The organism is Saccharothrix carnea (assembly GCF_003014735.1).
GTDB classification, from domain to species: domain Bacteria; phylum Actinomycetota; class Actinomycetes; order Mycobacteriales; family Pseudonocardiaceae; genus Actinosynnema; species Actinosynnema carneum.
In genome coordinates this window covers 30,640-55,848 of the sequence record NZ_PYAX01000024.1, presented here as the reverse complement: position 1 = coordinate 55,848, position 25,209 = coordinate 30,640, and the positions used below count along the sequence as shown (strand labels likewise).

At 71.7% G+C, this 25,209-nt stretch carries 17 protein-coding genes; 6 read left to right on the top strand and 11 right to left on the bottom strand.

From position 1 onward, the window contains the following. Positions 1–13 precede the first annotated feature (13 nt). From B0I31_RS37595 to B0I31_RS37580, 4 genes are all read right to left on the bottom strand, one after another. Entirely contained in the window at positions 14–1,693 is a 1,680-nt protein-coding gene (locus B0I31_RS37595; RefSeq protein ID WP_106620147.1) for a GH3 family acyl-acid amido synthetase, read from the bottom strand. Continuing rightward, on the bottom strand, positions 1,690–2,304 hold the full coding sequence (locus B0I31_RS37590; RefSeq protein ID WP_106620146.1) for a hypothetical protein: 615 nt from the start codon (positions 2,302–2,304) through the stop codon (positions 1,690–1,692). The genes B0I31_RS37595 and B0I31_RS37590 overlap by 4 nt, the downstream gene beginning before the upstream one ends. A 39-nt stretch (positions 2,305–2,343) precedes the next feature. After that, positions 2,344–3,741: a flavin monoamine oxidase family protein gene (locus tag B0I31_RS37585; RefSeq protein ID WP_106620145.1), complete on the bottom strand. Its 1,398-nt coding sequence runs from the start codon at positions 3,739–3,741 to the stop codon at positions 2,344–2,346. A 213-nt stretch (positions 3,742–3,954) separates the two neighbouring features. Beyond that, positions 3,955–7,263 carry an ATP-binding protein gene (locus B0I31_RS37580; RefSeq protein WP_106620144.1) on the bottom strand — a complete coding sequence of 1,103 codons (3,309 nt, stop codon included), beginning with the start codon at positions 7,261–7,263 and terminating at the stop codon, positions 3,955–3,957. Between the two features lie 248 nt (positions 7,264–7,511). On the opposite strand from B0I31_RS37580, the gene B0I31_RS37575 reads away from it, so the two are divergent. Next, a complete protein-coding gene (locus tag B0I31_RS37575) occupies positions 7,512–9,131 on the top strand; it encodes an MFS transporter (protein ID WP_106620143.1) in 1,620 nt (539 codons plus the stop codon). 71 nt (positions 9,132–9,202) lie between these two features. Here B0I31_RS37575 and B0I31_RS37570 read toward each other — a convergent pair whose 3' ends face one another. Continuing rightward, positions 9,203–10,357 (bottom strand): acyltransferase family protein, encoded by a 1,155-nt coding sequence (locus B0I31_RS37570; RefSeq protein ID WP_106620142.1) that lies wholly within the window; start codon positions 10,355–10,357, stop codon positions 9,203–9,205. A 941-nt stretch (positions 10,358–11,298) separates the two neighbouring features. Here B0I31_RS37570 and B0I31_RS37565 point away from each other — a divergent pair. The 5 genes from B0I31_RS37565 (at position 11,299) to B0I31_RS37545 (ending at position 18,533) form a co-directional block, all read left to right on the top strand. After that, positions 11,299–13,560, top strand: coding sequence for an ATP-binding protein (locus tag B0I31_RS37565; protein WP_106620141.1), 2,262 nt, complete (start codon positions 11,299–11,301; stop codon positions 13,558–13,560). A 238-nt stretch (positions 13,561–13,798) separates the two neighbouring features. Then, a complete protein-coding gene (locus tag B0I31_RS37560; RefSeq protein ID WP_106620140.1) occupies positions 13,799–15,370 on the top strand; it encodes an aspartate aminotransferase family protein in 1,572 nt (523 codons plus the stop codon). A gap of 295 nt (positions 15,371–15,665) precedes the next feature. Beyond that, on the top strand, positions 15,666–16,901 hold the full coding sequence (locus tag B0I31_RS37555; RefSeq protein WP_106620139.1) for a cytochrome P450 family protein: 1,236 nt from the start codon (positions 15,666–15,668) through the stop codon (positions 16,899–16,901). Between the two features lie 47 nt (positions 16,902–16,948). Continuing rightward, positions 16,949–17,713, top strand: a complete 765-nt coding sequence (locus B0I31_RS37550; RefSeq protein ID WP_106620176.1) for an SDR family oxidoreductase — start codon at positions 16,949–16,951, stop codon at positions 17,711–17,713. 82 nt (positions 17,714–17,795) lie between these two features. Beyond that, entirely contained in the window at positions 17,796–18,533 is a 738-nt protein-coding gene (locus B0I31_RS37545) for a PIG-L deacetylase family protein (RefSeq protein ID WP_106620138.1), read from the top strand. Between the two features lie 92 nt (positions 18,534–18,625). On the opposite strand, the gene B0I31_RS37540 is transcribed toward B0I31_RS37545, so the two are convergent. The 6 genes from B0I31_RS37540 to B0I31_RS37515 form a co-directional block, all read right to left on the bottom strand. Continuing rightward, the gene (locus B0I31_RS37540; protein ID WP_106620137.1) at positions 18,626–19,936 is read right to left on the bottom strand and encodes a flavin monoamine oxidase family protein; all 1,311 of its coding nucleotides are present in this window, start codon (positions 19,934–19,936) and stop codon (positions 18,626–18,628) included. Further along, positions 19,933–21,543, bottom strand: coding sequence for a GMC family oxidoreductase (locus tag B0I31_RS37535; RefSeq protein WP_106620136.1), 1,611 nt, complete (start codon positions 21,541–21,543; stop codon positions 19,933–19,935). Before B0I31_RS37535 ends, B0I31_RS37540 begins: the two co-directional genes overlap by 4 nt. 96 nt (positions 21,544–21,639) lie before the next feature. Further along, positions 21,640–22,866 (bottom strand): cytochrome P450 family protein, encoded by a 1,227-nt coding sequence (locus B0I31_RS37530; RefSeq protein ID WP_219910982.1) that lies wholly within the window; start codon positions 22,864–22,866, stop codon positions 21,640–21,642. A gap of 295 nt (positions 22,867–23,161) precedes the next feature. Continuing rightward, positions 23,162–23,569, bottom strand: coding sequence for a YybH family protein (locus B0I31_RS37525; RefSeq protein ID WP_106620135.1), 408 nt, complete (start codon positions 23,567–23,569; stop codon positions 23,162–23,164). 28 nt (positions 23,570–23,597) lie between these two features. Beyond that, positions 23,598–24,770 carry an acyl-CoA dehydrogenase family protein gene (locus B0I31_RS37520; protein ID WP_106620134.1) on the bottom strand — a complete coding sequence of 391 codons (1,173 nt, stop codon included), beginning with the start codon at positions 24,768–24,770 and terminating at the stop codon, positions 23,598–23,600. A 25-nt stretch (positions 24,771–24,795) separates the two neighbouring features. Continuing rightward, on the bottom strand, positions 24,796–25,191 hold the full coding sequence (locus B0I31_RS37515) for a YybH family protein (RefSeq protein WP_106620133.1): 396 nt from the start codon (positions 25,189–25,191) through the stop codon (positions 24,796–24,798). Positions 25,192–25,209 lie beyond the last annotated feature (18 nt).

Sequence of the window (25,209 nt, the reverse complement as noted above, 5' to 3'; positions counted from 1 at the left end):
GTCCGCTCCCTCGTCAGGCGCTGGTCGGGCCGGTCAGGCGCCGCCAGCGGTCGTCGTCCTGCCAGAACAGGCGGTCCTTCACCTGGGTCGGGCGGACGCCGTCGGCCACCGCCGCGTGCCAGTCGCGGTGAAAGGCGTCCGGCCCGAGCAGCCGCACCGCGGGCGGGGACAGGCGCCGCTCCGCCCGTGCCGCCCGGTAACCGGCGGACTCCCGGGCGAGGGCCGCGTCGAGCGCGTCCGCGAAGCGGCCGACCTCGCCCTCCAGCCACGAGCCGACCGGCGCCACCGCGAACAGGTACCTCGGCGTCGCACCGTCCCGGTCCACCCGGCACGCCACGTTGCGCAGCCCGAGGCCCCCGCTCGCCAGCGCCGCGGCCACCGCCCGGACGACCTGAGACTCGCGCAACCGCTCACCGGCCACGTCGGACCGCGTGGCACGGCCCGCGTACGCCACGCGCGGCGTACCGCCGACCATGTCCACGACCCGCACCACGTCGCCGACCGCGTACCGGTACAGGCCACCGACGTGGCTGAAGATCGCGTGGTACTCCCGGCCCTGCTCCAGCTCGTGCGGCAGCAGGGTGTCCACGTCCGGTGCGAGGTCGGTCTCGGCGGGCACGAACTCGTACAGCGCGGCCGACGCGACCAGGCTTCCCGCGGCGCCGTGCCGGTCCAGCGGCACCGCCACCGGCCCTTCCGAGGCGGCCACCGGCGCGGGCAGCGCCGCCACGCCGACGCCGAACTCCTCGCGCAACGCGGGCAGGTACAGCGAGGCGATCCCGGTCGTCCAGCCGAACAGGGCCCGCATCCGAGGCCACACGTGAGCCGGCCGCACGGCGCCGAAGTAGTCGGCCAGCTGCTCCAGTTCGGCGGCCCGCGCGGGATCCGGGTCGAGGAGCGCGACACCGCCGAGCGTGCCGTCGCGCACCTCCTTGACGATCCGCTCCCACCACAGGTTCAGCTGGTAGGGGACCGCCGCGAGCATCGCCGGGTTGATGCCGATCACGGCGCGCACGTCGTGCTGCACCGCCAGCCGCAGCCGCAGGTAGGTCTTCTCCAGGTGGTCGTCCGGCGCGACGTCGACCGGCAGGGTGGACCAGGGCGCCGCGGTGCCGAGCTCCGCCGAGAGGGGTTCGCCGAACGTCGTGCCGAAGTCGACCTGGCTGGCGCCGACGTGCGGGTAGCCGCCCGCCGTGACGGGCGGCGCGGACAGCGGGTCGTGCTTGAGGTTGAGCACCGCGTCCGGCCGGTGCGCCACGTCCGGGAAGCTCTCGATCAACGGCGCCCAGGCCGCGTAGTAGAACGGGAAGAAGGTGGTGCGCATGAACCGCCGGGTGACCGGGATCTTCTTGTGCGCGCCGGTGCTGCCGCTGCTGGTGAAGTACACGACCGGCGGGTCGGCGGACAGCACCCCGGTCTCACCGGCCGCCATGCGGTCGATCATCGGCGCGATGGCCCGGTAGTCCTGGACCGGCACGGCCCGCCGGTAGGCGTCGACGTCGCCGATGCGGTCGAACCCGTGCCGCCTCCCGAACTCGGTGCCCGCGTTGAACTCCAGGAAGTCGGCGAGCACCGCGTGCTGCCGGGCGGCCAGGTGGTCGAGGTCCGCGGCCAGCCGGTCGCGCTCGGCGAGCACCCTGGCGCGGTACCGGTCGGCGTGCCCCGGCGAAGCCCAGCTCTCGTCGCCCGTCACCGGTCGAGCACCTCGGCCACCGCCGCCGCGGTCCGCGCCACGTCGGGTTGTTCGGCGATCACGGTCACCGGCAGGTGACCCACCTCCTCCAGCATCAACTTCCCGAGACCTTTCTGGTAGCGCTCGAACCCCGGCCAACCCGGGTGGTCGCCGAAGTGCTCGAGCGGGTTCAACCGCGTGCCGTGCCCCGACCGCCGCCACGCCGTTTCCGGTGACACGTCGAGGTAGATCACTCCGCCGGGCTGCGGGAAAGACCTCCACCACTCGTACAGCGGGTGTTCGTCGATTCCGGCGAGGCGGCACTTCGCGAGGATCTTGTAGTAGTAGGAATCCACCAACAACGGCGTGTCACCGGCCCGCAGGACCTCGTCGCGCAGGTGCACGACGGCGGTTTGCAGGACGCTGGCGAGGAATTCGGCGGAATACGCGTCGCCGAGCCCCGGCAGCACGTCGCGCACGACGTGCCGCCGGAGCCGGCCGATCAGCGCGTGCCCGGCGCCGAGGAACTCGTCATCCGTGGACACCGCCCGCCAGTGGGGCAGGCTCGTCCGCAATTCCGCCAGGGCGGAGGATTTGCCCGCGCCGTCCGGGCCGAGCAGCACTTGGAACATGTCTCACATCCCCGGGGGGAACCGCGAGTCGATTCGTGCTTACGCGCGCACCCGGTCGAGGGCCTGTTCCGCGGCCCTGAACCCGCTTTCGATCGCGCCCTCGACGAACCCGCCCCACGAAGTGGAGAGCCCTTCGTTGGCGAACGTCATGCGCCCGTGCGGCTGCTGGATCCCGGGCAGGTGCGCGAAGAGCTGGCCGGGACGCCGGTACGCCCAGCCGCCCAGGGAGAACTCGTCGCGTCCCCAGTCCACCGCCCGGACGTCGAGCACCTCGATCGGCCCGAACAGGCTGACGGCCTCCTGAAGCTGTGCCCGGTCGTAGACGTTGAACGTGTCGTCCTGGCTGAAGCCGATCATCAGCTGGTCGCCGTCGTCCAGCTGGTGGTAGGTGAACAGCGAGTTGACCGGGTAGCCCTCGGCCGCGCTGGCGGACAGGGAGCCGATGTCACCGCGGGTGCGCAGCCAGAACTTCGCGCTGTACGGGACGTTGAGCTGCCGTGCGGCGGCGTCGACGTGCACCGCGGGCAGCCCGGGGGAGAAGTCGATCTTCTTCCAGATGTTCGGCGGCACGGCCACGACCACCGTCTTCGCCGAGAAGACCCGTCCGCTGCGGGTGGTGACCCGCACGTGGTCACCGGCGTCGACCACCCTCGTGACGGGGTTGCTGAGCCGGACCTCGGCGCGCGCGTCGTCCAGCATCCGCTGCAGGAAGTTGCCGACACCGCCCACGGGCGCCTGCCCGATGAACGTGTTCCACCCGGCCGCGTCGTGCCCGGCCGCGGCCCACCACTGCGCCATCGGGGTGAACGCGCCGCGGCTGCTGTCACCGCCCGCGTAGGTCGACGTGACGTTGCTCAGCCAGAGCTTGTCCTGCTCGGACACGGGCAGCTGGTCCAGTCGTTCGCGCAGCGTCAGCTGGTCGAGCCTGCGGATCACCTCACCGGCGGCCAGCGGCCGGTAGGGGTCCGGGTAGTAGTCCCGGGTGCCTTCGAAGAACACCCCGAGCAGGTGGTCGAAGTGGGCGAACGCCGTTTGCGGGTCGAACTGCGCGACGCCGTCGACCGTGGGCATCAGCACCTTTTCCGGGAATACGCCCTCCGGCACGAGGTCGATCCCGTAACGGCGCAGTTCCGCGGTCACCAGCGGGTGGTGCGGCGAGAACCACGAGGCGCCGAGGTCGATCGTCTTCCCGGCGAAGGTCTGGCTGAACGCCTTGCCGCCCACGCGCGGGCGCGCCTCCAGCACGAGCACCCGCAGGCCCGCGGCGCGGAGTTCACGGGCCGCCGTGACCCCGGCGAAGCCGGCGCCCACCACGATCGCGTCATAACCGCGTGATTCCGTCGAATCGTCACCGTGCGCTTGCGGTGAAGAGGCCAGCACGCCGGCGGCGACCCCGCCGACCACGCCGCTGAGAAAGCCGCGACGCGACAACTCCATGTGCACTCCTCGGTATGAGAGTCGACGTCCGGGCGGTCAGACCGGTTGGTGGCTGACGACATTCCCGATCTCGGATTTCGTGACGTCCTCGACAGTCATATCCCAGGGCTGCGGCGATGGGTTCTGCGATCGGTAATGGGACGGTAATTCACGCGTCCGGACGAATCACGTCCTGCACGCGTGCGCCGACCGTCACCGGCGTGACGGGTGCGGTCACCCGGTGGTCACCGCGGGATCGGCGGCCGGGTGATCGGCGACGTGATCGGCGGCGACGAGAGCGACGGCCGGGTGGTCGGCGGCGACGAGCGCGGCCACCTCCGCGAACGTCATCCGCCGTCCCCGTTCGAGCGCGGTGCTGCACCCGTCCTCGCCGAGCGTCTCGCGGCACCGGGCGGAGATCCGCTCGACGTCACCCGCCTCGCCGGCCGGCAGCGCGGCACCCGCCTTCTCCCGCGCCTCGGCCGCCGCGCCGAGCAGGTGCGCGGCCAGTTCGTGCTGCCCGGTCAGGGTCTTCGCGCCGGCCAGCCCTTCCAGGCTCAACGCCACCGCGCGCGGGTCACCGCTGGAGGTGGCCGCCCGGAAACCGCGCAGGTGCAGGTCGAGCGCCGAGTCGACGTCGCCGCGCTGCTCGGCCACGAACCCCAGTTCGGCCAGGATCAGCGAGGCACCCGGCTCGGACTCGTCCTGGCGGTGCCAGTCGAACACCTGCCGCAGGTAGGCCTCCGCGGCGTCCAGGCGCCCCTCCCGGCGGGCCGCGAGCCCGAGGCCGATGGTCGCGTGGATCTCCCCGGTGCGGTTGGAGTGCTCGACGGACAGCCGCAGCGCCTTCTCGTGGTACTGGCGCGCGGCGGCGTGGTCACCGGACAGCATCGCGATGTTGCCCAGGCCGGTGAGCTGCTCACCCGCCTCCAGCCACAGGCCCATCTCCTCCGCCATCCGCAGCCCGTCCTGGTACAGGCGGTTGGCCTTGTCGTAGTCGCCGACGATCTCGGCCAGCGCGCCGAGCGGCGCCAGCGTCTGCAACCGCCCCCACTGGTCGCCCAGCCTGCGGAACAACGCCTCGCTGCGCTCGCCGTCCCGTTGCAGGCCCGCGAGGTCGCCCCGGATCAGGCGCTGGATCGCCCGGGTGCTCAACGCCGCCGCGACACCCCAGTCGTCGCCGAGGTCGCGGAACGAGGTCAGCACCCGCTCGATCAGCTCCTCGCTCGCCGCCAGCTCACCCGCGCCGCTCAGGGCGAAACCGAGGAACCACAGGCTCCGCGCGCGTTCGGCCGGGTCCGCGATCGTCTCCGCGGCCCGCAGCGCCCGGCAGTGGTGCTCCAGCGGTGCCGGGTAGTCGCCGGTGAGCAGCGCGACCCCGACCTGCCAGGCCGTCGCCGTCGCCCGCGCCTGCTCGGGACCGCCTTCGAGCCCGAGCGCCAAGTCGAGCGAGCGCCGCGCCTCGCCGAGTCGACCGCGCAGGAACCAGTACCAGACCGCGGAGTTGACCAGCCGCAACGCCAGTTCGGCGTCCCCGTCCTGCACCGCGCCGTCCAGCGCGGTGCGCAGGTTCGAGCTCTCCGCGTCGAGCCGGCGCAGCCACTCCCGCTGGGGGTGACCCCGGAGCAGGGCGGTGGCCGGTGCGACCAGGTCGGCGTAGTACCGGTTGTGCCGCCGCCGGACGTCGTCCCGCTCGCCCGCCTCGTGGAGGCGTTCCAGGCAGTACGCGGCCACGGACTCCAGCAGCCGGTAGCGGCTGCCGCCCGCGTCCTCGATCATCATCACCAGCGACCGGTCGACCAGGCGGCCGAGGTGGTTCGCGACCTCCTCCACCGGCACGTCCGGCCCCGCGCACACCGACTCCACCGCCTTGAGCGTGCAACCGTCGGCGTGCACGGCGATGCGGCGCAGCACCGCGCGCTCCGGCCCGGGCAGCAGGTCCCAGCTCCAGTCGATCATCGCGCGCAGCGTCTGCTGCCTGGGCACGGGGCTGCGGTTGCCCGAGTTCAGCAGGCGGAAGCGGTCGTCGAGCCGCGCCACGACGTCGTGCACGCCGATCGACCGCACCCTGGTCGCCGCGAGCTCCAGGGCGAGCGGGATCCCGTCGAGCCGGTTGCACAGCACCGCGATCGCTTTCGCGTTGTCCTGGTCGAGGGTGAAACCCGGTAGCGCGGCCCGCGCACGGGCCATGAACAACCGCACGGAACCCACTTGTTCCAGTTCCGCCGGCTCCGGCACCGCGGAGGTGTCCGGCAGGTCGAGCGGCGGTACCACCCGGCTCACCTCACCGGGCAGCCCGATCGCCTCCTGGCTCGTGGCGAGCACCCGGATGTGCGGCGCGGTCTGGAGCAGGACGCCGACGACCGCGGCGACCGCCTGGACGAGGTGTTCGCAGTTGTCCAGCACGAGCAGCAGCCGCTTGCCCCGCAGGGCCGCCGCCAGCCGCGTCGCCGGGGTGACCGGCCTGCCGGTGACCGGCACGCCCGCCACCGCGTGGTCGCGGATGTCCAGGGTGGCCGCGATGAGCCCGGCGACCTCGGCCATCGCCGCGTCCGGGTCGTCCGGCGGGTCGAGGGCGGCCAGCTCCACCAGCCAGGTGCCGTCCGGGAACTGCCGGTTGAGCTGCGTCGCGGTGGCCAGCGCGAGCCTGGTCTTGCCGACGCCGCCGGTGCCGGTGAGGGTGACGAGCCTGGCCTGCCCGACCAGCTCGCACACCTCGTCCATCGCCTGCTCGCGGCCGATCAGGTCGGTCAACGGCACCGGCAGGTTGTTCGGCGGCACGGCCTGCGCGGCGTCGAGCGCGGGCGCCTGTTCGAGGATCGCCTGGTGCAGGGCGGTCAGGTCGGCGCCCGGGTCGAGGCCGAACTCGTCGGCCAGCAGTCGGCGCAGGTCGTCGTAGCTGGCCAGGGCCTCGTGCTGGCGGCCGGCCCGGTACAGGGCGCGCATCTGCGTCGCCCGGAGCCGCTCGCGCGTCGGGTACCGGTCGACGAGTACGGACAGCTCGCTGACCAGCAGGTCGTGCTCGCCCAGCTCCAGGCGTGCCTCGACCTGGTCCTCGATGGCGACCACGTGCTGCTCGCTCAGGCGGGCGAGCGTCGGCTGGGCGAACTCGTCGTCGGCGAACTCCGCCAGCGGCTGGCCGCGCCACAGGGCCAGCGCGTCACCGGCGAGCGCGACCCGCTTGCCGGGGTGCGCGGCCTCGTGCGCCCGTGTCGCCAGCGCGGTGAACTGGTCGGCGTCGATGTCGCAGGCGTCGGAGCGCAGCATGTACCCGGGCGGCTGGGACACCACCAGGTCACCCGACCCCGGCTCGGCGTCCTCGATCGTCCGGCGCAGGCGCCACACCTTGTTCTGCAGCGCCGCGGCCGGGTCGCGCGGCAGGCGTCGGTCCCACAGCGCCTCGACCAGTTCGTCGGTGGAGACCGGGCGACCGCGGTTCACCAGCAACACCGCGAGCAGCTTGCGCACCTTCACCTCGGGCACCGCGACCTCACGGCCACCGGTGTCCCAAACCGCCAGTGGGCCGAGAATGCCGAAACGCATACCGATGACGTTATCGCACGCCAATCGGTGTCGCGCTGTCATTCGGGAGTGGACCGGTGGCCGCACGAGATCCGGGCGAGACCCGAGCAAGAGCGCTACCAGTAAGACTGTCGTCGAAGTGCGGTCGGACGCTGGGCAGGTGGCACGAGACCTGCGGGTTCGCGATCGCGCACGGGATCACGACGCGGCGGGGCACCACGCACCGGTCCGCGTCACAGGATCGAACGACAGGGGAAGTGGAAGACTCCATGAGTGAAACCGTCTCGGGGGGTACGGCGGTCCGTGCCGGCGCCAAGGAATGGCTGGGGCTGGCCGTGCTCGCCCTGCCGACGCTGGTGCTCGCGGTGGACGTCACCGTGCTGTTCCTCGCCCTCCCGCACATCGGTGCGGATCTCCAGCCCAGCAGCGCCCAGACGCTCTGGATCATGGACAGCTACGCGTTCCTCGTCGCCGGCTTCCTCATCACCATGGGTACGTTGGGCGACCGGATCGGCCGGCGCAAGCTGTTGATGATCGGCGCGCTCGCGTTCGGCGCCGCGTCCATCATCGCTGCCTACGCGCCGAGCGCCGAACTGCTGATCGCGGCCCGTGCGCTGCTCGGCGTCGCCGGTGCCACGCTGATGCCCTCGACGCTCGCCCTGATCAGCAACATGTTCCGCGACGAGAAGCAGCTCGGGCTGGCCATCGGCATCTGGACCAGCGTGTTCTCCGCCGGGCTCGCGCTCGGCCCGCTGGTCGGCGGCCTGCTGCTGGAGTGGTTCTGGTGGGGCTCGGTGTTCCTGCTCGGCGCCGTGGTCATGGTGGTCCTGCTCGTCGTCGGACCGATGCTGCTGCCCGAGTACAAGGACACCGAGGCCGGGCGCCTGGACCTGGTCAGCGTCGCCCTGTCGCTGGCCACGATCATCCCGGTGATCTACGGGATCAAGGACATGGCCACCAACGGCGTGGACCTGGTGCCGGTCGCGGTGCTGGTCGCCGGCGTGGTGTTCGGCGTGGTGTTCGTGCTGCGGCAGCGCGGGATGGCCGACCCGATGCTCGACCTCAAGCTGTTCCGCAACCGGTCGTTCACCGTCGCGCTGAGCGTGATGCTGCTCAGCCTGGTCGCGACCGGTGGCGTCTACCTGATCATCGCGCAGTACCTGCAGCTGGTCGAAGGGCTGACGCCGCTGCGGGCGGGCCTGGCGCTGCTGCCGGCCGCGATCGTCATGGTCATCTCGTCGGTGCTGGCGCCGGGGCTCGCCCAGCGCTTCGGTCCCGGCCTGGTCATCGGTGTCGGCCAGCTGATCGCGGCGGTCGGCTACGTGCTGGTGTCGCTGGTGGAACCCGCGGGCGGGCTCGGGTTCGTGGTCGTCGGCCTCGCGGTCCTCTACTTCGGCGGCGGCCCGATGATGGCGCTCGGCACGGGCATCATCGTCGGCTCCGCGCCGCCGGAGAAGGCCGGTTCCGCGGCGTCGGTGTCCGAGACGGGCACCGAGTTGGGCGTCGCGCTCGGCGTCGCCATCCTCGGCAGCGTCGGTGCGGCGGTCTACCAGGGCCGGATGGACGACGTGAACCCGGCGGGCGTGCCCGCGGAGGCACTGGCCGACGCGCAGGACTCGCTGGACAAGGCGACCGCCGCGGCGGCGGGTCTGCCTGAGCAACTGGGCAACGCGGTGCTGGAGCCCGCCAAGGAAGCGCTGACCGGTTCGCTGACCGTGGTCGCCGGCATCGGCGCGGCCATGGTGGCGATCCTCGGTGTGCTGATCATGGTCACGCTCCGCAAGAACCGCGATGCCCCCGAGTCGGACGCGAACGCGGACCCGCAGCCCGCGGACGCGTCCTCGCTGGACCCCACGCCCGGCGTACCGGAACCCGGCCGGGCCGGCTGATCCGGGCAGGCGTCCAGCCTCGGCCCCGTGCGAACCCCCCCAGGCGCACGGGGCCGAACCCTTTTCCGGGGTCAGCGGTGGACGGTCTGCTCCGGCCGGGGAACGGGTTCCGCCGTGCGGCGCGTGCGCGGCTTGGACCACCGGCGCGTGATGGGCCGCTCGACCCACGCGTACAGGGCCCACGAGGCGAGCACGCTGACACCGAGCATCACCACGAGCAGGGCGGTGCCGACCGGCGCGGAGAACAGCTGGTCGCCCAGCAGCTTCCGGCCGAACGCGAGGACGATGTAGTGCAGCAGGTAGAAGGCGAAGGAGATCTCGCCCAACCACACCATCGTCCGGCCGGACAGGAACGTGTTCCGCTCCCGCACGTCCGACTGCGCCGCCGCCACGATCAGCAGCACGATCGGGATGGTGAACACCGCCCGGTGCGCGTACAGGTGCGGGACCATGAGCGAGACCGCGTAGGACGCGGCCAGCAGCAGCCCCGCCGGGACCAGGCCGACGCGGGGGAACCGACCGGCCCGGACCGCCCGCGCGACGAGGATGCCGAGCGCGAAGTCGAGCAACCGCGACGGCGGCAGCAGGTAGACGAACCAGTACTGCACGGTAGAGGTGTCCTCGGCACCGGGCAGCGGGATGCCGGCCGCCGGGACCAGGGTGTAGGCGACGAGCGGTACCGCGATGACGCACGCGACCGTGCCCGCGACCCAGGCCATGAGCCGTTCCGGCGCGATCCGCTTGGCGCCGAGCAGCAGCAGCGGGAACAGCAGGTAGAAGAACGCCTCGACGCCGAGCGACCAGCTGGGCGGGTCGACGCTGAAGTGCGTCATGAAGTCGGGCGACCAGACGTGCAGCATGAAGAGGTTGGCGATCGCGCGCCACACCGGCGTGTACGTGCCGGCGAACAGCAGCAGCGCGAGCAGCCACGCCACGACGTAGTTCGGGTAGATCTTGACGAACCGGCGGCGCCAGAACGCGACCGGGGTGTCCCGCTCGCGGGAGGACCACGCCAGGACGAAACCGCTGAGCACGAAGAAGAACGACACGCCGAGGGCGCCGGTGTGCGACGCGACCGACGCGAACGCGGTCGCCGTGGCGTCGTCGAAGATGCGGACCTCGGGGTCCATCATGGCGGCGTGGAAGACGAATACGAGCAGCGCCGCGGGAAAGCGTAAACCGGTGAGCGAGGGCAGGCGGCTGTGGTGTGTGCCGATGTCGGACATGTCTGACTCTTCCTTGGGCAGGCCCGTCAGGGCGCGGTCTCGGTGTGGCTGGGGCGCGGCGTTCCGGCAGGGCTGCCCGTCGCCGTCCGGCACCACGGTTGGAGGTCCGATCGGGGAGGCGAGGCGGCCAGTTCGGACACGGAACGTCACGACTCCCGGGCGTACGTGTGAATGTGACAGTGGTTGCGGAGCATCCGGTCCCCCTTCCGGAGGATGTGTGTGACTGTGCAGTAAGTGCGCTCATCGGGGGGTAACTCGTCGTCCACCGGGCGCCGGTCCGCGCGCCGGCGGTCCGGGACCGCTCCCTTGTGGACTCGTCGGTCCGGTGCGGTGGCCGAAAGGCAGTGGGAAACGTCACCGGACCCGTCGCGGTGAGGTCGACGTGATCTGCGCGACCCCGTAGTGTCGTCCCTCACTCCATTGCCCGCGGCGGGCGATTCGCCGCTCGGCCGGGCCGCTCCGGACGGTCCACGCGGCGAACGCGAGGTGAAATGCCGATCGCGGGCACCGTCGAGAGCGCGCCGAGAGCGGGTCAAGAGCCGACCGAGATCCGCCTCTGAAAGGCTGGACACAAATGTCCAACGCGGTGAACTGGGGTGCCGTGAATGCGGATCGAGCAGTCTACTCGGTCGACGAACGCCGCTCAACAATGATCATCCGTTTGTCGTAGAGCGCGGCGTCTCTAGTGCCGGCAGCACCGGGAGGTGGTGCCGAAGATGTACGTTTTGTCCGTTGGGGCAATCATGGTAGGTTGACGCCATGGGGTGAAAATAAGACTGTCATGCGTTTTCTCTGTGCATTCGGCATGCATATTGGGGGGAGAATTGCATTTTCGCATACTGGGTCCGCTGGAAGTCGTCGACGGCGATCGTCAGATTGTTCTCGGAGGCATTCGTCAGCGGGCCACACTGGGATTCTTACTACTTCAACCGAATAGGGTCGTGGCCACCAGCCAGCTGATGCGGGCGCTGTGGAGGTCGGAGAACCTGCCCTCGTCGGCGCGCAAGATCCTCCAGAACGCGGTGTGGGCGCTGCGGCACGGCGTGCTGGACGAATCGTCCGGTTCGGACAAGTCGGCGGCCCTGCTCACGCAGAAGCCGGGTTACCTGCTGCGGGTCGACCCGGACCAGGTGGACCTGCACCGGTTCACCTCGGAAGTGGACAGAGGGCGCTCGCTGCTCGCGTCCGGCTCGCCCGAGGAAGCGGCGGCCGTGTTGGGCGAGGCGTTGGCGCTGTGGCGCGGTCCCGCGCTCGCCGACCTGGTCGAGATCGGCGTCAACTGGCCGGAGTTGACCGCCGTGCAGAACGCGCGCCTGGACGCCACGGAGGACTACTTCGAGGCCGAGCTCGCCTGCGGCAGGCACCAGGCCGTGCTCTGCGACCTGGAGACGCTGGTCGAGGCGGAACCGCTGCGGGAACGGCTGTGCGGCCAGTTGATGCTGGCGCTGTACCGCAGTGGCAGGCAGGCGGACGCGCTGCACGCCTACGCCAGGGCCAGGTCGGTGATGGTGGACCAGTTCGGCCTCGAACCGGGCAGCGCGTTGCAGAAGCTGCAGCACGAAATCCTCAACCACGACCCGGCGTTGGCGGCACCGACCGCGCCGAAGCCCGTCGTCGCGGCGCTGCGCCCGGCGGACCTCCGGCTGGCCGAGACGGTGGACCTGGGCTGCGTCCCGGACCTGGCGCTGCCCGCCGAGCGGGAGCCGGTGCTGCCGGTGGTGCCGGTGGTGCCGGTGGTGCCGCGCCAGCGGTCGGTCACCGCGGACCGCCGCCACGTCAGCGTGCTGCTGGTGCGCGCCGTGCTCGACCCGGACGGCGACGACCTGGGTCCGGCCGAAGTGGACGGTGCGCTGGAGACCGCCACCGCGGCCATCCGCGAGGAGGCCGCCGCGTTCGACGGCAAGGTGGCCGCCTCGATCGGGTCGCTCTCGCTGGTCGTGTTCGGTGTGCCGGAACGCCGCGAGGACGACGCCACCAGCGCGGTGCGGGCCGCGCTGCGCATCCGAGAGCGGCTCGGCGCGTCGACCGGCCACGGCAGGCGGCTCACCCTCCAGCTCGCGGTGGCCACCGGCAACGCGGTGGTGCGCTACGAGCCCGGCCGGGACGACAGCGTCCGCACGGTGACCGGCGGGCTGCTGGAGGAGTGCGAGTACCTGCTGTTCGACACGCCGGCCGGTGGCATCCGGGTGTGCGACGAGACCCACCGCTCCGCCGCCTCGGCCATCGCGTTCGGTCGTGCCAACGACGAGCGCGGCTGGCTGGTCACCGGCGAGTGGCCCGACCGGGCGACGGTGCCCGCAGAGGCCCCGGTCGCCCGCGAGCGCGAGCTGCAGACCCTCTACGGGCTGCTGGAGTCGGTCCGGCACCGGGCGGAACCGCGCCTGGTGACGGTGCTGGGCGAGGCGGGTGTCGGCAAGACGCGGCTGATCGCGGAGTTCCGGCGGAGGTTCGCCGCCCAGCCGGAGCTGGTCCGATTCCTGGTGGCGCGCACACCGCCACTGGCCAGGGACTCGGTGGCAGCGGTGCAGGCGAGCCTGCTGTCGTCCTACTGCGGTATCCGGCGCGACGACAGCACGGCCGTCGCGCAGGCGAAACTGGGGAAGACCGTCTCCCGGCTGGCGGTGGCCGAAGAAGAACGCGAGTGGCTGCTCGCGGAGCTCGGCCTGCTGCTCGACCGGGAATCGGGTCCGGTGTCCGGCCCGGGCACGCGGGCCGCGTGGCGGCGACTGCTGGAGGCGGTCGCCACCCGCCGTCCACTCGTGCTGGTCATCGAGGACCTGCACCTGGGCGAGGACGCGTTGGTGGACTTCGTCGAGGAGTTGGCCGACCCGTCCTGGTCGGTGCCGCTGCTGGTGCTGGTCACCGCACGGCCGGAGCTGACGCAGCGGCGCCCGGCCTGGGGCGGAGGCGAGCGGCACGGCGTGACGATCACGCTGGACCTGCTGTCCGACGGCACGATCGACCACCTGCTCGACTCGCTGCTGGCCAACATGGACGGCCAGTTCCGGGACATCGTGGACGGGTTGTTCAGCGCGCTGCCCGCCACTCTCCGGGAGGAACCGACGGTGCGCCGCAGGTACGTGCGGTGGCTGCTGGCGTCGGGGTGCACGGCGGGTGACTCCGGCGAGTCCGGGGAGTCCTGCGAGGACGAGGCGGCCCTCGGGTACGACGGGTCGGCGTCGTCGGTGTCGACCGGCGGTTGACGGTTCGTCGGGCGGCCCGCCCGGGCCACCAGGTCTCGGGTGGGCCGCCCACATTACTCCCGGACCGGCCGCCGCGCGGTAATCGAACGTCCACCGAAATAGACCCCCCACGCATTACCGGAGCGAGACCCCGACAGTGGTCGGTGGCGTTTGCCGCTGGGTAGCATCCGATTTGCAATCCCGAGGTCGAGCGATCCCGCGCGGCGCTGGGGGACCGGAGTGAGAAGGAGCGGGCGGAATGGTTTCCTCATCTGCTGCGCAGGAATTCGCCGACGCGAACCTGCGGGCGAAGATGGCCAGCCTCGGAATGGCGATCCACTACACCCGGGCGGAGGGGAACACCCTCTACTACCGGGATTCGGAAAACCGGGAAGTGGCGGTCACCGACTTCGTCGGCAGCTTCGGTTCGCTGATGTTCGGGCACAACCACCCCGAGATCGTGGCGAGGGCGAAGGAGATCCTGGACAACCAGACCCCGATCTTCACGCTCATGCTCGGCCACTCGTACGCCAACGAGGTGGCCACCGCGCTGAACGCGATCGTGCGCCGTGAGCTGGGCACCGACGAGCCGTACTACGGCTTCTTCGCCAACAGCGGCGCCGAGGGCGTCGAGGTGGTGATCAAGCACGCCGAGTTCGACCGGCAGGCGCGTGCCGCCGAGCTGATCGCCGAGGTCGAGGCCAACCTGGAGGCCGCTCGCACGGCCGTGGCAGACGGCGCGGTGATCGCGGACGACGCGTTCGACTCGCTCGGCCTGGCCGCGGCGGAGGGCATCGACGGGCTGGTCGCCGAGGTCGCTCGGGCCAACGCCGAGGTGGCGGCGCTGCCGCCGGTGTTCCTCGCGCTGGAGCGCGCCTTCCACGGCAAGCTGGTCGCCAGCGTGAACCTGACCTACAACCCCGACCTGCGGCTGCCGTTCACCCGGCTGGGGCCGCGGGCGCGGTTCGTGCCGTCCGACGCGCCCGACCGGCTGCGCGAGGTCGTCGCCGAGGAGCGCCGCCAGGTGTTCGACGTCCAGGTCGCCGATGGCGTGGTGTCGGTCGTGCGGCGGGACTTCCCCGTCTTCGCGGGCTTCTTCGTCGAGCCGATCCGCGGCGAGGCGGGCATCAAGCCGGTCAACGCCGAGTACGCCCGGGAGATCGAGCGGGTCTGCGCCGAGCTCGACTGCCCGATCGTGCTGGACGAGATCCAGAGCGGCATGGGCCGCACCGGGACGTTCTTCGCCAGTACCCACATCGGGCTGCGCGGCGACTACTACGTGCTGGCCAAGAGCCTGGGCGGCGGTATCGCCAAGACGTCCGCGGTGTTGGTGCGGGAACGCCGCTACCGCAAGGACTTCGAGCTGCTGCACAGCTCGACGTTCGCCAAGGACAGCTTCTCCAGCCTCATCGCGCTCAAGGTGCTGGAGCTGCTGGAGGCCGAGGACGGTGAGGCCTACCGCAAGGCCGCCGAGCGCGGCGAGCGGCTGACCGAGATGCTCACGGGGCTCTGGAAGGAGTACCCGGACGTGATCAAGGAGGTGCGCGGTCGCGGGCTGATGCTCGGCGTCGAGTTCCAGGACCAGCTGGACGCGTCGTCGCCCGCGATCCGGGGCATCGCCGAGGAGGGCTTCCTCGGGTTCGGCATCGCGAGCTACCTGTTGCGGGAGCACAAGATCCGCACCTTCCCGACCGCGAGCGCCACGACGACCCTGCGGCTGGAGCCGTCGATCCACCTGACCGACGCGGAGATCGAGAAGCTCGACACGGCGTTGCGCGACCTGTGCGCCCTGGTCCACGCGCAGGACGACCGGTGGCTGGCGCAGGCCTAGCCACCCGACCGACCTCGGTCCGGCCGACCCGGGCCCACCCCGGCCCGACCCAGCCGGGACTTCGGGCCGGCCGGACCCTCCCCACCCGACACACCAGACCGACCGATCCTGGCGCCAACCGGCCCGGCCGAGCCGACGCGCGCCCGGAGCGAACCGGCCGAGCCGACCTCGGTTCAGCCGACACCGGCCACCGGTCCGGTGAAGCCGGCTTCGGCCGATCGATCGCCGGCCAAGCCAGGTCCGGCCAGTCAGAACCGGCCCAACCGACCCCCGGCCCTATCGACGGAGTGCCGCGATGAGCAACCCGAACCGTCCCCTGGTCATCGACCCCACCGGCCGTGACCTGCACGGCACCGGCGAGCGCCTGCGCGCCCTCGGCCGAGCCGCGCTGGCCGAGCTGCCCGGCGGCGTCGTGGTCTGGTGGGTGACCGACCACGCCCTGATCAAGCAGCTGCTGACCGACCCGCGGGTGTCCCGCGACGCCTACCGCCACTGGCCCGCGTGGGGCAACGGCGAGAGCGAGCTGGCCAAGACCTGGCCGCTGGCCATGTGGGTCGCCGACCGGAACATGATCACCGCGTACGGCGCGGAGCACACCCGGCTGCGCAAGATGGTGGCCAAGACGTTCACCGCCCGCCGGACCGCCGCCCTGCGCCCGCGCATCGAGAGCATCACCGCCGAGCTGCTGGACAAGATGGCCGCCACGCCGCCCGGTCAGCCGGTGGACTTCCGCCAGGAGTTCGCCTACCCGCTGCCCACGCAGGTGATCTCCGAGCTGCTCGGCATGCCCGACGACATCCGCGACCGCCTGCTGCGCGCGGTGGCCGCGATGCTCCAGACCGCGGTCACCGAGGAAGAGGCGAAGGCCAACGAGCAGGAGCTGTACGGGCTCATGGCCGACCTCGTCGAGGTCAGGCGCGCCGACCCCGGCGACGACCTGACCACCGGCCTGATCACGGCACGCGCGGAGGACGGCGGGCCCGGCCTCACCGACCGGGAACTCGCCGACACCCTGCTGCTGATGTTCACCGCGGGCCACGAGACCACCGTCAACCTCCTCGACCAGACCGTGTTCGCCCTGCTCACCAACCCCGACCAGCTCAAGCTGGTGCGCGCGGGCGAGGTGACCTGGGAAGACGCGATCGAGGAGTCGCTGCGGCTGGAAGCACCGTTCGCGAACCTGCCGCTGCGGTACGCCGTCGAGGACATCGAGCTGCCGGACCTGGTGATCCGCAAGGGCGAGGCGATCGTCATCTCGTTCAGCGCGGCGGGGCGCGACCCGCGGGTCCACGGCGGCACCGCGGACCGGTACGACACCCGGCGACCGACCCGGCGCGACCACATCGCGTTCGGCCACGGCGCGCACCACTGCGTCGGCGCGCCGCTGGCCCGGCTGGAGGCGTCCATCGCGATCCCCGCGGTGTTCGACCGGTTCCCCGACCTGGCGCTCGCGACCCCACCGGAGTCGATCCCGATGCTGGAGTCGTTCATCTCCAACGGGCACCGCGAACTCCCGGTCCACCTGTCCTGACCGGGAACCCCGTTGGCCAACCAACCGACGTTGTGGAGCACAAGCACATGAGCAGGTACGCGGACAAGAAGGCCGTGGTCATCGGCGGCACGCACGGGATGGGCCTGGCGATCGCCGCCGCCCTCCTCGACGAGGGCGCCGCGGTGGTGGCGACCGGTCGGGACGAGACCAACGTGGACAAGGCGGGCGCCGAGCTGGGCGAGCGGGCCGTCGTGGTGCGGTCCGACGTCACCAGCATGGGTGACATCGCCGCGCTCGGCGAGCTGGTGGCCGAGCGGTTCGGGCGGTTCCACTACCTGTTCGTCAACGTCGGCACGGCGGTGCTGGAGCCGATCGTCGCGGTGACCGAGGAGAGTTACGACCGCCAGTTCGCGGTCAACACCAAGGGCGCGTTCTTCACCGTCCAGCGCCTGCTGCCGCTGATGGAGGACGGCGGCGCGATGGTGTTCACCAGCTCGATCGCCGACGAGGGCGGCCAGCCCACCATGGGTGTGTACTCGGCGACGAAGGCGGCGCTGTTCTCCTTCGCCCAGGTCCTCGCCTCCGAACTGCTGCCGCGCCGCATCCGGGTCAACGCGGTGAGCCCCGGGTTCATCGACACGCCCAGCATGGGTGTGCCCGGTCTGACGGCGGAGCAGCGGACCGTGCTGCAGGCTGTCGGTGACGAGATGACGCCGATGAAGCGGCACGGTTCCGCGGAGGAGGTGGCGCGTGCCGCGCTGTTCCTGGCCGCCGACGCCACCTTCACCACCGGCGTCAAGCTGCCCGTCGACGGCGGTCTCGGCGAGAGGCTGCAGTACCCGCAGTTCTGACGAAAACAGAAGATCAACCCCTGCTTCGACCGCGGACCGCACCGGTCCGCGGTCGAAGTGGCGTACCGAAGAGGAGGCCAGGTTGGCCGAGCGGCTTGAGTTGCTCCCGGACGACTGGCAGCGCGCGCTGGCGATCATCGCGCACCCGGACGACATGGAGTACGGCGTCGCGGGTGCGGTGGCGGAGTGGACCGCGACCGGACGGGAGGTCTCCTACCTCATCGTCACCCGCGGCGAGGCCGGTATCGACGGCCTGCCGCCGGACGAGGCCGCGGTGGTCCGGGAAGCCGAGCAGCGCGCCAGCGCCGCCGTGGTCGGTGTGTCCGCAGTGGACTTCCTGGACGGCCACCACGACGGCGTGATCGAGGGCGGTGTCGCGCTGCGCCGCGAGCTGGCCCGCGAGATCCGCCGCCACCGCCCCGAGCTCGTGGTCACGATCAACCACCACGACACCTGGGACGGCAGCTCCTGGAACACCCCGGACCACCGCGTGGTGGGCCGCGCGGTGCTCGACGCCGTGGGTGACGCGGGCAACCGCTGGATCTTCCCCGAGCAGCTCGCCGACGGCACGCTCCAGCCGTGGGACGGCGTGCGGCACGTGGCCGTGGCCGGATCACCGCACCCCACGCACGTCGTCACGGTGGGGGAGAAGGGTTTCGAGCTGTCCGTGGCGGCACTGGCCGAACACCGCGCCTACCTCGGTGCGCTGCGGGACGAAGATCCCACCGCCCAGGCCCGCGGCACGTTGACCCAGATCATGAGCGACATCCCGCCGGGCTTCGGCGCCTACGGCGTCACGTTCCAGCTGTACGGGCGCTGACCCGACCGGCACCATCAGCGCCGACCCGCCCGCGGCCGAGCCCGGCGCCCGACGCGGTCCCGTCCGAGGGAGCCGCGTCGGGCGCCGTTCGTTCACGCGGCGAACTCGACCGCCTGGCGCGCGGCGCGCTCACCGGACTCGATCGCGCCCTCCACGAACCCGACCCAGCCCTCGACCAGGCCGTCGTTGGCGAACGTGAGGCGGCCGTGGGGCTGGAGGATCGCGGGCACGTGCTCGAACAGCTGGCCCGGTCGCCGGAACGACCACCCGCCGCGGGTGAACTCGTCTCGGCCCCAGTCGTGGGCGCGCACGTCGAGGATCTCGATGTCGCCGAACAGGCGCACCGCTTCCGCCAGCCGGTCCCGGTCGCGCACGTCGAACGACGCGTCCTGGCTGAAGCCGATCAGCAGCTGGTCGCCGTCGTCCAGCTGGTAGTAGGTGAACAGCGACGAGATCGGGTAGCCCTCCGGCGCGTGCGCGGAGATGGCGCCGACGTCGCCACCGGCACGCAGCCAGAACTTGGCGCTGGCCGGCACCGACAGCTTGCTCGCGGCGGCCGAGACGTGGACGTCGGGCAGGCCGTTGCCGAACCGGATGGTCTCCCAGGCGCTCGTCGGGACCGCGACCACCACGACCGGCGCGGAGAAGACCTCGCCGCCGCCCGTGGTGACCCGCACCAGGCGGCCGTCGTCGTCCACCGCCGTGACGCGGGTACCCAGGCGCAGCTCCGCGTCCGAGTCACCGACCATGGCCTCCAGCAGACCGCTCATGCCGGTCTCCGGGCTCATGCCGATGAGGGTGTTCCACCCGTCGACCGTGCCGCCGGGCAGCTCCCACCACTGCGCCAGACCGGTGTACGCGCCGCGGGCGCTGTCGCCGCCCGAGTAGGTGCCGGTGATGTTGCTCAGCCAGCGCTCGTCCCGGGTCGACAGCCCGAGCCGGTCGAGGTGGTCGCGCATGGACAACGCGTCGGCCTCGCGCAGCCGCGCACCGCCGAGCAGCGGTTCCTCCGGCTCCGGGAACAGCTCCCGCGACCCGGCGAAGTACTTCGTCAGCAGCTGCCCGTAGTGCCCGAACGCCTCCGCCGGGTCGATCGGGCCCACGCCGTCGTCGGTCGGGAACACCGCGTGCTCCGGCATCACGCCCTGCGGCACGAGCGCGATGCCGTAGCGCTCCAGCTCCTCGCGGACCCGCGGCTGGTGCGGTGAGAACCAGGCCGCACCCAGCTCGATCCTCTTGCCGGCGAAGGTCTCGGTGCGCGCCCGGCCGCCGACGCGGTCGGAGGCCTCCAGCAGCAGGGGGCGCAGGCCGGCGGCGGACAGCTCGCGCGCGGCGGTCACGCCGGCGAAGCCCGCCCCGATCACGATGGCCTGGTGGGTGGGTGCATCCGATGTCTGGCTCACGCTGGCTCCCGGGTGGTTGGCGGGTGGTCGGGTGCTGCCGGTGCTCCGGCGTCCGCGCGGATCAGGTCCGCGGCACGTTCGGCGATCATCACGGTGGTGGCGTGGGTGTGGCCGCGGGGCAGCCGCGGCATCACCGCCGCGTCGACCACGCGCAGCCCGGCGACGCCGCGCACCCGCAGGTGCGGGTCCACCACGGCGGCCGGGTCGTCCGCACGTCCCGCGCGACACGTGCCGACCGGGTGGAACAGGGTCTCGGCCCGGGCGCGGACCAGCTCGTCCAGCTCGTCGTCGGACCCGGGCAGGGCGGGCTGGTCGGCCAGCAGCGGGCTCAGCGCCTCGCCGCGCAGCAACCGGTCGGCGAAGCGCAGGCCCGCGCGCAACCGGTCCACGTCCGAGGCTTCGGCGAGGTAGCCGGGGTCGATGCGCGGCGGCGTGGCCGGGTCGGCGTCGGCGAGGGTGATCCGGCCGGTGCTGTCGGGTTGCAGCAGCACCACCGCCACGGTGAACCCGGCACCGGTCGGGCCTTCCTCGGTGAAGGCCACCGGCGCCCAGATCAGCTCCAGGTCCGGTGCGCCGGAGCCGCCGTCCGCGCGCAGGAACGCCACGGCCTCGGTCATGTTCGAGGTGAGCGGGCCGAGCCGGTGCTGTTCGTACTGCTCGCGGTGGGCGGGCGTGTCCGCTGTCGCGAGCCGCACGGGTGCCGCCGCGTCCCGCACGAGGTCCACGGCCACGTGGTCCTGGAGGTTGCGGCCGACACCGGGCAGGTCCACCAGCGGCGTCACGCCGGCGGCCCGGAGGTGGTCGGCGTCGCCGATGCCGGACAGCATCAACAGGTGCGGTGAGCCCACCGCGCCCGCGCACAGGATCACCTCGCGCCGCGCGGTCAGGGTCTCCCCGGCCAGTTCGACACCGGTGGCGCGGCCGTCGTCCAGCAGCACGCGGCGCACCTGCGCACCGGTGATGACGCGCAGGTTCCCGCGTTCCAGCGCGGGCCTGAGGTAGCCGTCCGCGGCACTCCAGCGCGAGCCGTTCGACTGGTTGAGGGGCGTGAGCGAGGAACCGGTGTGGTCGGGGCCGCCGATCCCACCGGGCACCTCCTTCAGGCCCAGGTCCGCGCACGCGTCGAGGAAGCGCGCGGTGCTCGGGTCCGGGTCGCGGGGCGGCGAGATCCACAGTGGACCGCCGGTGCCGTAGGTGTGCCCGTCAGCCGGGTCACCCGCCCACCGCTCGGACCGGCGGAAGTACGGTCGCACCGCGTCCCAGGACCACTCCGGGCCCGCCGCCGCGACCCACGGGTCGTAGTCGTCGCGGTGGCCGGGCACCCACATCTGGAAGTTGACCGACGACGACCCGCCGACCACCTTGCCGCGCGGCCAGTACACCTCGCGTCCGTCCAAACCGGACTGCGGCACGGTGGTGAAGCCCCAGTCCACCGGGGTACCGAGCAGGCGTGCCGCGTGCAGCGGCACCCGGATGTCCGGGTCGTCGTCCGGTCCGCCCGCCTCCACCAGCGCCACCCGGACGCCCGCGTCCTCGGACAGGCGGGCGGCGAGCACGCACCCCGCCGAACCGGCACCGACGACGATGTAGTCGAACTCAGCAGCCAATTTCCACCCCCAGCATGGTTTGTGCGCACCGGTCGTCGCGCCGCGCGCCGTTCGGCCGGCCGCGCCGCGCGTTCCGTTCGGGGAACTCCCCGGCGCTCAGTTGCCGCGATCGGCGCCGAGGCGCACCGGGAACGTGATGACCGTGCGGGAGATCCAGTCCTCGGTGTAGTGGATCTCGTCGCGCGGGATGGCCAGTTCCAGCTCGGGGAACCGGTTGAACAGCGCGGGCAGCGCGATCTTCGTCTCCAGCCGCGCCAGGGCCGAGCCGAGGCAGTTGTGCAGGCCGTGGCCCAGGCCGAGGTGGCGCGGACCGGTGCGGGTGAAGTCCAGCCGGTTCGGGTCGACGTACTTGCGCTCGTCCCGGTTCGCCGACTGCAGGGCCGCCACCACGGGCGCGCCCGCGGGCAGCCGCACGCCGCCGAACTCCAGGTCTTCCTTGGCGAAGCGGAACAGGGCGATGGTGAACGCCCCGTCGTAGCGCAGGAACTCCTCCACCGCCGCGTCGATCAGCTCCGGTTGCTCGGCCAGCAGCTTGCGCTGGTCGGGGAAGTCCAGCAGGCCCAGGCTCGCCGAGCCGACCAGGTTGCGGGTGGTGTCCAGGCCCGCCAGGATCATCAGTGCGATCATGGACGCCAGCTCGTCCTCGCTGAGCCGGTCGCCGCCGTCGCGGGCGGTGATGAGCGTGGACGCGAGGTCCTCGCCCGGCTGCCGCCGCTTCTCCTCGATCAGCTCACGGGCGTACTGCTCGATCTCGCCGTACGCCTGCCGCACGTCGTCCTGGCTGTCCGGGGCGGGGTTGAACGCGCGCTCGATCGCCGAGATGGTGTCCTCGTAGCGGTCCAGCCGGAACCCGAGGAACGCGCCCATGACCTCCGCCGCGACCTGGCCCGCGTAGTCCATGAGGTCCGGCTGCTCCTGCGCGGCCAGCCGGTCCAGCGCACCCGCCACGACCCCTTCGATCGCGCTCTTCCACTGCGCGATCTTGCGGGGCGTGAACGCGCTCATCGCGAGCTTGCGCACCCTCGTGTGGTCCGGCGGGTCCAGCACGGTGAGCGTCTTCTCGAACACCGTGCCCTCGCCGAGCACCATGCCGGAGGCCTTGAACTCGTCACTCGCCCACGCCGTGGCATCGGTGCTGAACCGCGGGTCGCCCATCAGCTCCCGGACGTCGTCGTACCGGCTCACGATCCACATCGGCACATCGCCGACCGGGAATCGGAACTCGTGCATCGGCGCGTTGTTCCGCAACCACTCGAACGCCGGGTAGGGGTCCTGGTAGTACTGGTAGTCGAAAAGCCCGGGGGCAGGCGTCGAGGGTGCCACTGCTGTTCTCCAGGGGTGTGCGAGGCCTGACGACGAACGTGTCCCGGTCGCCGTGATCCGTTGGTCCGTTGATTCGGAGTTTATGGAGACGGCCACCACACGCCGGTAACCCGACGTTCTCGACCGCGCTCGCCGCGAAAACCGGGTCGGTGGTTACCCGACGATTACCGGCCGGTGTGGTGAGAACGGCGAAAAGCTGGAAAAAAAACTTGAAAAGCGTCCTCGCCGGACGGGCACCCGCACATCCGGGATCGGGCGGCCGGGCGCTCTCGCCGCGCCCGACCGCCCGTCGGCACTACGCGGCGGGCTCGTCGATGACGGGACGGTCCACGGCCATGAACCACCGGCCGTTCGCGTCCCGCGTCATCACGTCGGTGCACGTGCCGGTCATCCTGACCGGCGTGCCGTCCTCGCCGGGCGCCTCCAGCTCGAAGTCCACGATCAGCAACCGGGTGTCCCCGGTCGTGTAGACCTCGCGCAAGGTCGCCGACAGCGACGGCTTCGCCGCCAGCATCTGCTTGATCGCCTCGACGCGCGCCTGTCCGGTCAGCGGTTGCCCGGACAGGTTGGAGATCGCGTCGGCGTGGTAGAGCCGGTCGAACAGGTCGCCGTCGCCGGAGTTGAACGCGACGGTGAACACCTCGTTCTGCTGATCGGGGTCGTCGGTCAGGACCAGGTCGAGACTGCCAACGGTGTCGGTCACGATCGCTTCTCGCTTTCGTCTGTCGTGCTCACAGGAACGGGCTGTCCGGGTCGAGGCCGAGCAGGACCCGGCCGTGCACTTCGAGGTTGGTGCTCAGCAGCAGCAGGCCGTGCTGCGCCAAACCCTGGATGTCGCGGTGGAACCGCTGGAGCGGCACGCTGCGCTGGATGACCGTCGCGCCGCTCGCGGTGTAGAGCACCTCGACGGCTTCCTTGGCCAGCTGGATCGCGAACGCGGCCTGACCGCGCATCGCCGCCTTCTCCGCGTCGGTCATCGGCTCGTCCGAGTCCGCCCGCTCCTGGAGCAGCCGCAGCCACCGGTCCTGCATCGCCTCCGCGGCGGTGATCTTGTTCGCCGCGGTCGCCACCTGGATCTGGGTGAGCGGGTGCTGGGACTGGTCGGTGTGGTTGGTGTAGGCGATGGCGCGGCCCTTGACCCGCTCCAGGAACAGCTCCAGCGCGCCCTTGGCGATGCCGACGTAGGTCGCCACCGCGGAGGCCAGCACGAAGCTGAACAGGCCGTAGCCGCGGCCCGGGGTCGGGGTGCGGTCCGGTGCGGAGCCGAGGATCGCGTCCACGAAGGTGATCACCCGGTGGGCCGGGACGAACACGCCCTTCGCGGTGGACGTCGAGCTGCCCGTCGCCGCCGCGGCGGAGGTGTGCCAGTCGTCGGCGATGGTGAACTCCGACATCGGCACGATGGCGACGAGTTCTTCCGGGGTGCCGTCCGGGTGGTGCACGGTCGAGGTCGCGATGTTCCAGTCCGCGCCGCGGCAGCCGGAGTTGAACCGCCAGCTTCCGTCGAGGATGTAACCGCCCTCGACCGGGGTGAGCGTGCCGCTCGGGGTGAACCCGCCGGAGATGCGCACCGAGTCGCTCGCGAAGATCTCCTCCTGCGCGCGGTCGGGGAACAGGGTGGCCAGCCAGGTGCTCGACGACCACACCATGGCCACCCAGCCGGTCGAGCCGCAGCCGCGGGCCACCTCGGTGAGCACCCGGACCTGGTCTTCGATCGGGAGGTCGAGCCCGCCGTACCGCTTGGGCGTGGCGATGCGGAACACGCCCGCCTTCTCCAGCAGGGCGATGTTCTCCTCCGGGAGCCAGCGCAGCTCCTCGGCTTCCCGGCCGTTCTCCCGGAGCTTGGGGACGATGTCCTTGACGGCGTCCACCACGGACGCGACGTCGGTGAAGGTGTTGGTCACGGGTGCTCTCCAGAATCGTTCTCGGTCAGCGCTCGGCGCCGTGGGGGTGGTCGATCACGTGGCGCCACCGGCCGTCGGCGGCGCGGCGCAGCACGTCGACGGCCTGGCCGGACATCGTCTCGGCGGTGCCGTCGGGCTGGGGGGTCTCGACCGTCCAGTCCACGATCATCAGCGCCGCGTCCGCGGTGATGTGCGACTCGCGGATCGTGGCGGTCATCTTCGGCCCGGCGCTGAGGATCTCGGCCAGCGCGTCCCTCCGGGGCTGACCGGTCATCGCCTGGCCCTCCCACACCGACACCGCGTCGTCGGCGTAGAGCGCGAGCAGCAGGTCCGGGTCGCCGGAGTTGAACGCGCGGACGTACACGTCGATGTGGTCGTGCGCCTCGGTGACCGGTTCGAAACCGGTCGTGGTGGTTGCCATGTCAGGTTTTCTCCCTTT